This window comes from Elioraea rosea (assembly GCF_007644105.1).
Taxonomy (GTDB): domain Bacteria; phylum Pseudomonadota; class Alphaproteobacteria; order Acetobacterales; family Acetobacteraceae; genus Elioraea_A; species Elioraea_A rosea.
Map to the genome: position 1 here is coordinate 47,501 of NZ_VFAC01000027.1, position 6,759 is coordinate 54,259.

At 66.1% G+C, this 6,759-nt stretch carries 4 protein-coding genes, 1 tRNA gene and 2 rRNA genes (1 of these 7 running past the window's edge); 5 read left to right on the forward strand and 2 right to left on the reverse strand.

Annotated features, from left to right (window positions below):
- The 4 genes from FIF60_RS15525 to FIF60_RS15540 form a co-directional block, all read left to right on the forward strand.
- Positions 1 to 2,002 (forward strand): 23S ribosomal RNA (locus FIF60_RS15525) (it extends 757 nt beyond the left edge of the window).
- A gap of 152 nt (positions 2,003 to 2,154) precedes the next feature.
- Positions 2,155 to 2,269 (forward strand): 5S ribosomal RNA (gene rrf, locus FIF60_RS15530).
- Positions 2,270 to 2,315: 46 nt separating this feature from the next.
- A tRNA-Met gene (locus tag FIF60_RS15535) sits at positions 2,316 to 2,392 on the forward strand.
- A 685-nt stretch (positions 2,393 to 3,077) separates the two neighbouring features.
- Positions 3,078 to 3,539 (forward strand): LysR substrate-binding domain-containing protein, encoded by a 462-nt coding sequence (locus FIF60_RS15540; protein ID WP_239451655.1) that lies wholly within the window; start codon positions 3,078 to 3,080, stop codon positions 3,537 to 3,539.
- Between the two features lie 99 nt (positions 3,540 to 3,638).
- On the opposite strand, the gene FIF60_RS15545 is transcribed toward FIF60_RS15540, so the two are convergent.
- Positions 3,639 to 4,361, reverse strand: a complete 723-nt coding sequence (locus tag FIF60_RS15545) for a transporter substrate-binding domain-containing protein (protein ID WP_144187006.1) — start codon at positions 4,359 to 4,361, stop codon at positions 3,639 to 3,641.
- A gap of 108 nt (positions 4,362 to 4,469) precedes the next feature.
- Positions 4,470 to 6,116, reverse strand: a complete 1,647-nt coding sequence (locus tag FIF60_RS15550; protein WP_144187007.1) for an EAL domain-containing protein — start codon at positions 6,114 to 6,116, stop codon at positions 4,470 to 4,472.
- Positions 6,117 to 6,542: 426 nt separating this feature from the next.
- Between FIF60_RS15550 and FIF60_RS15555 the strand changes: the two genes are divergently transcribed.
- On the forward strand, positions 6,543 to 6,759 hold a 217-nt coding region (locus tag FIF60_RS15555), incomplete at its 3' end, for a hypothetical protein (protein ID WP_144187008.1).

Below are 6,759 nucleotides of genomic sequence, written 5' to 3' on the forward strand. Positions count from 1 at the left end.
GGGGATGAGCTGTGGCTAGGGGTGAAAGGCCAATCAAACTCGGAAATAGCTGGTTCTCCGCGAAATCTATTGAGGTAGATCGTCTCTTGCTTCGCCCTGGGGGGTAGAGCACTGGATGGGCTAGGGGGCCCCAAAGGCTTACCAAACCTAACCAAACTCCGAATACCCAGGAGCGTGACAGAGGCAGACAGTCCCGGGGTGCTAAGGTCCCGGGTCGAGAGGGAAACAACCCAGACCAACAGCTAAGGTCCCCAAATCGTGGCTAAGTGGGAAAGCATGTGGGAAGGCCAAAACAACCAGGAGGTTGGCTTAGAAGCAGCCATCCTTTAAAGAAAGCGTAATAGCTCACTGGTCTAATAGCCGTCCTGCGGCGAAAATGTAACGGGGCTCAAGCCACGTACCGAAGCTTTGGGTGCATCGCAAGATGCGCGGTAGCGGAGCGTTCCGTAAGCCTGCGAAGCGGACTCGTGAGGGTCCGTGGAGGTATCGGAAGTGCGAATGCGGACATGAGTAGCGACAAACAGTGCGAGAAACACTGTCGCCGAAAGCCCAAGGGTTCCTGCGCAAGGTTAATCCGCGCAGGGTCAGCCGGCCCCTAAGACGAGGGCGAAAGCCGTAGTCGATGGAAACCAGGTCAACATTCCTGGGCCCGCCAGAAGTGACGAAGGTGAAGCGTTGTGTCCCCTTAACGGATTGGGGGTGCAGCTGGATCCTTCCAGGAAATAGCTCTGGCATAGGACCGTACCCGAAACCGACACAGGTGGGCTGGTAGAGAATACCAAGGCGCTTGAGAGAACGATGCTGAAGGAACTAGGCAAATTGCCCGCGTAACTTCGGGATAAGCGGGACCCCTTGCCGGGCAACCGGTGGGGGGTGGCACAGACCAGGGGGTAGCGACTGTTTATCAAAAACACAGGGCTCTGCGAACTCGAGAGAGGACGTATAGGGTCTGACGCCTGCCCGGTGCCGGAAGGTTAAGAGGAGAGGTGCAAGCCTTGAATCGAAGCCCCGGTAAACGGCGGCCGTAACTATAACGGTCCTAAGGTAGCGAAATTCCTTGTCGGGTAAGTTCCGACCTGCACGAATGGCGTAACGACTTCCCCACTGTCTCCAGCATCGGCTCAGCGAAATTGAATTCCCCGTGAAGATGCGGGGTACCCGTGGTCAGACGGAAAGACCCTATGAACCTTTACTGCAACTTTGCACTGGCGTTAGAAGGGGACTGTGTAGGATAGGCGGGAGCCGTTGAAGCAGGGGCGCTAGCTCTTGTGGAGGCAACCTTGAAATACCGCCCTGGCTTCTTTTGACGTCTAACCTCGACCAGTTATCCTGGTCAGGGACCGTGCATGGTGGGCAGTTTGACTGGGGCGGTCGCCTCCCAAAAGGTAACGGAGGCGCGCGATGGTGGGCTCAAGCCGGTCGGACATCGGCTGTTGAGTGCAAAGGCATAAGCCCGCCTGACTGCGAGAGCGACAGCTCGAGCAGAGACGAAAGTCGGCCTTAGTGATCCGGTGGTTCCACGTGGAAGGGCCATCGCTCAACGGATAAAAGGTACTCTAGGGATAACAGGCTGATCTCCCCCAAGAGTCCATATCGACGGGGAGGTTTGGCACCTCGATGTCGGCTCATCGCATCCTGGGGCTGGAGCAGGTCCCAAGGGTTCGGCTGTTCGCCGATTAAAGCGGTACGTGAGCTGGGTTCAGAACGTCGTGAGACAGTTCGGTCCCTATCTGCCATGGGTGTCGGAGACTTGAGAGGATCTGTCCCTAGTACGAGAGGACCGGGATGGACGTACCTCTGGTGGACCGGTTGTCGCGCCAGCGGCACAGCCGGGTAGCTATGTACGGAAGGGATAACCGCTGAAAGCATCTAAGCGGGAAACCCGCCTCAAAACGAGGTCTCCCTGAAGAGCCGTGGAAGACCACCACGTCGATAGGCCGGGTGTGGAAGTGTGGCAACACATGAAGCTGACCGGTACTAATCGCTCGTTCGGCTTGAGATCCGCGCCATGACAGGGATCCATTCCTCGAGAATGGGGCCTGTCATCCATGCGCAGCACGAAAGACGGCTACGGCCGGCAAACCCATCACATCACGCCACGAACGCCTCGGATGTCTCTCTAAGAGACGTGCGGGGCTTGTCCGGATCCGATGACCTGGTGGCTATTGCGAGGGGCAAACACCCGATCCCATCCCGAACTCGGCCGTGAAAACCCTCTGCGCCAATGGTACTGCGTCTCAAGGCGCGGGAGAGTCGGTCGCTGCCAGGTCTTCCGATCCGGATGATGAACCATCTCGACATGCCCACCACTCTGTCGCGGGGTGGAGCAGCCCGGTAGCTCGTCAGGCTCATAACCTGAAGGTCACAGGTTCAAATCCTGTCCCCGCAACCAACGACAGTACTTGGCTGGATGAAAGCGCCCTTTGGGCGCTTTTGTCGTTTATGGGCAGTGGCTCGTGGCCTGCAGTTGGGGTTGAGGCCGTCAGCCTCAGGATCACCGGAAGGTCACCTTCAAGCGTGACGCATACACCGTCCCCACCTGAAGCCTCGGGCGAGTGGACGATCCGGCTGATGAGGCCTCGGAGCGCCTCCGCCGCCTCCTCCCGGATCGATGCGTCGTGCAGCCCCAGCTCCAGGGCGTCGACTTGCTTTCGATAGAGGGTGAGCGCGCTGGGGAGGAGCGTAACCGAAGGCGCTGTCGGCGCCTTGACTGATTCTGCCGCGGCCAGTGCTTTGCATTCTTTCAGCTCGGTGAGCCTGTCACGAATCCGCGTATTCCAGGCACTATCCTCGACCGCCTTCAGGATGCCAGCGAACTGGCGGTCGATATCCGCGAGCTCGCGCTCCCGCGCAAAGCGCGCATCGGCCGCGCGGCGCCGGTTGGCTTCTTTCCGCTCGCGGCAGGCGTCCAACGCGGGAGCCACGATGTCGGGCGCGACGGGATGCTCCTTCAGCGAGATAGGCACCTGGCCTCGAGGCGTCGGATACCGCCACCCGTTTGGGCGCGGCCGATTTCGAGGGCATTCGCGGCGCATTGGGTCAGATCGGCTCGGCGACGGCCAGCCTGGCTGCGACCGATGATAGGCTTTTGCGCCTCAAGCTTGCCGCCGACCTTCGCAATCAGCTGGCTGATCCCGCGGCTTGCGAGCTTGCAGGCGCGCGACCGCTTGCTGTCCGTACAGCTCACGACCGCGCATGATGCCATGGTTCTCGACCTGCAGAAGATTGATGCCACCGTGCAATGGGGCGCGCGGCCGGAACGTGGCCTCGAGGCCTGCCGACCTTTGGGCGAGATCCTCGTCCCAGTCTGCAGGCCGCGCTGCCCGACCCCGCGCGGCGGCTTCACCCCTGCTGCGCTCGCGCGAGAGGTGCTGATGCACTCGATCCAGCGGCCGCATGACTGGCCACCCTGGTTCGACGCAGCGGTCGTCATCGCCCAGGCGCTGAAGTGCGCGATGAACTTCCAGAACTCGAGCCGATCTGCCTGGGCGCCATCGAGGCCTCGGCGTCTCGATCGCCCAGCTCGCCTTGGTGCATGAGGCGCTTAAGACTGGCCGCCTCGTCGAGGCGCACAGGTGCTGCGACTGAGCGGCTGCACGCGGGCCCCGCCGCCGAGGCCTGATCGTCACGCGCGCCGGTCAGGCGGGCGGGGCGACGGAGAGGCCGCGCACGCCCCGCTCCGCGATAAAGCGGGCGACCTGGCCCGAGGCCTTCGCCTTCTCGACGAAGTCGCGCAGGAAGGCGGCCGCCGCCGTGTTCGCCCGCTTCGTGCCGACAGCCTGCTGCACGGCCATGAAGCGACCCTCGAGAATGCGCGCGCGGGGCATCGTCTCGATGTCGCGCAGCAGCCGCGGCCGGAGCCCGGCGAGCACCTCGAGCCCATCGGCCCGGAAGCGCTCGAAGGCGGCATCGAGGCTTTCGGTGCGCAGCACCGTGGCGTGGCGGATGTTGCGCTCGAGCCAGAGGTCGTAGGCCGCCCGCGCGGTCGAGGCGATGCGGATGCCGGGGCGGTCCACCTCGGCGATCGAGGCGATGGATGACCCGGGTGGGACCATGTAGGTGGCCTCGATCTCGGCATAGGCTGGGGTGAAGGCGATGGTCTCCGCCCGCTGCGGCTCGGCTCCGATCAGTCCGATGTCCCACGCGCCGGTGCCTGCGGCGTCGGCGAGTTCGCCTGGGCTCGCGTAGGGAACGAGCTTCACCGGCACGCCGAGAGCCTTGGCGATGGCACGCGCCATGTCGGGCGAGACGCCGTCCGGGTCGCCCTCCGGCGTGCGGCCGGTCACGAGCAGGAAGTTGCTCAGGTTGATCCCGGCGCGAAGTACGCCCGTTGGAGCGAGTTGGGCGAGAACGTCCTGCATCATGCCTCCGGCGAGTTGAGTCGATCGGCCGGGAGCCGACACCGTCCGGAGCGTGCTGTCCACTCCCGAGCCTTCGCCCAGGGTCTCGCCGGGACCTCAGCGCGGGCCTCAGCCCTTCAGTCCCGGCAGATGGCCCGGGCGCCCGAACAGGAAGCCCTGGCCGTACTCGACGCCGAGCTCGCCCAGCATCGCCGCCTCGGCCTCCGTCTCCACCTGCTCGGCGATCACGTCCGCACCGCTGGCGCGGCAGAGCTGCACGATCTGGGACAGGAGCGCCCGGTCACGCCCGCCGCGGCCCGCGCCGCGCACGAACTGGCCGTCGATCTTCACGAAATCGACCGGCAGGCGCTTGAGGTGCCGGATGCCGGCGGCACCTGCTCCGAAATCGTCGAGGCACACGGCGTGGCCGCGGGCGCGGAGCTCGCCGATCAGCGCCGCCGCCGCCTCGGCGTCGTCGATATCGGCCGTCTCGGTGATCTCGATCAGGAGCCTGTCCTTTGCCCCGCCGTGGCGGTCGAGCACGGCGAGGCAGGCGGAGGCAAAGCCCCGGTCGGACAGCGAGATGGCCGAGACGTTGACCGCCACCTGGGCCGCCTTGGCCGCTTCGAGCGCCTCCGACGCCGCGCCGAGCACCGCGAGATCGAGCGCCTGGGCGAGCCCGGCCGCTTCAGCGAGGGTGACGAAGCCGTGCGGGTCCTGCGCCGTCCCGTCGGGGCCTGGAAGTGGCCGGATCAGCGCCTCGAAATGCCGCACCTGCCTGTCGGACAGCCGCACGATCGGCTGGTAGGCGAGGCGGAAGCGTCGCCTCCCGATCGCGCTTTCCACCGCCGCCGCCTCTGTCCCGAGCGCGCGGATGTAGTGCGAGAGACCGCCCGTATCGTTGGCGGCGATCGCCGGGCCGATGGCCGAGGGGCCGCCCTCCGCGAAGCGGGAGACCAGAAGCCTGAGCGCCCGGATGGCGCGAGCCTCAGCAACCTCGCGTACATCGAGCGGAAGGTCGGTCGCGGCGACGCGCAGCGCGGCCGTCGCCGGCGCCCGGGCACGGGCGAGGGCCTCGATGCCGCGGGCGAGGGCGGTGGCATCGAGCCCGCCGCCATGGACGAGCCCCCAGCGGCCGCCGCCGAGTTCTCCTGCTGCGCCGCCGGGTGCGGCCTGGCCGATCGCCTCGCCGATGCTGTCGAGGAGTTCCTCCCGCGCACCGTGGCCGAGCAGCACCGTTGCCTCTGCCAGCCCCTCGACCTGGACGAGCGCGAGGCGGGCAGCAGCTCCCCCCGATGCCGCCTCGCGCAGGCGCGGCTCGGCGATGCGGAGCAGGCTCGCCTGGTCTCCCGCGACCCTGCTCGAGGCGGGAAGCGGTGCGGGGAGCTGGCCGAATGTGAGGCAGAACCGCTCCCCTCCGCCTGCCGCGAGGCCGGCGAGGGAGAAGGGCGTGCGGGCCGAATCGGCGATCCTCACCCCGATCGGGGGGAGGCGGCCGCGATGCGAGAGATGGGCCAGCGCGGTCTCGAGCGCGGCATGGTCCTCCGCCGCGACCAGTCGGGACACGGGCTGGCCGAGATAGCTTTCGCCGGGTCGCCCGAGGCGGGACTGGAAGGCGCCTGCGGCGAAGGTGACGCGCTGGTCGCGATCGACCTCGACGAGCAGGTCGGACGCGGCGAAGGCGAAGGCGAGCAGGCGTTCGCGCGCATCGAGCGCCGACTGCCTCGCCTCTCCCCTGCTGTCCGTGCTGTCGGTCTTCCGCGTCACGCTGCTCATGGTCCGCTCGATCTGCCCGATCGTGGCATCCGCTCGGTCAAGGCCGGGTTAATGGATGGTCAGCACTTCGTGAGCGGCCGGCGGGCGGGTCGGGGCGAGGGGCCGATCCGTTCTGTCGCAGGATCAACGGATTGGGCGCGAAACCTGCGGCCGCGGCTGCGTGGCCCGGGCCAGTTGCTGGAGCGACGTCGAGGGACCCACACCGATCGGCTGTCGGGTGGCATCCGCCCGTTGAGACATAGCAGAATGATCTATTATCAATGTGTTAGAATTATTTTTTACCGTCTTCTCGCAGCACTCCCGACCTTCACGGTTTCTGTTCCTGCCAGCGTCGTTCACGCTGCCGGAGATTGATGGTTTCATCCCCTATCGCGGCACGTACCGACGATTCGAGACGAAGGCGCGGGCTGGAGGGGGTGAGAGGCCATGGCGCGCAATGACATGTCGGCGATTCTCGGTGTGCTGCTCGGCTCGGCCGCACGCGGGGGCGTGAGGCCGAAGCGCCGCCGGCGGGCCGCGCCCGCGCCCCTGATCGACGTGCGCATCGGCGGCAGCCGAACCGCGGCGCGTGCGCTCGCAAGCCTTGCCGGTGCCGTGCTCGGCTCGGTGCTCGGTGGGGCCGGGCAGCAGGGCGCGCCGCCGC

Coding starts and splice junctions, on each gene's coding strand:
- FIF60_RS15545 (WP_144187006.1), bottom strand. CDS start 4,361: ATGCAGGACGTTCTCGCCCAACTCGCTCCAACGGGCGTACTTCGCGCC.
- FIF60_RS15540 (WP_239451655.1), top strand. CDS start 3,078: ATGATAGGCTTTTGCGCCTCAAGCTTGCCGCCGACCTTCGCAATCAGC.
- FIF60_RS15550 (WP_144187007.1), bottom strand. CDS start 6,116: ATGAGCAGCGTGACGCGGAAGACCGACAGCACGGACAGCAGGGGAGAG.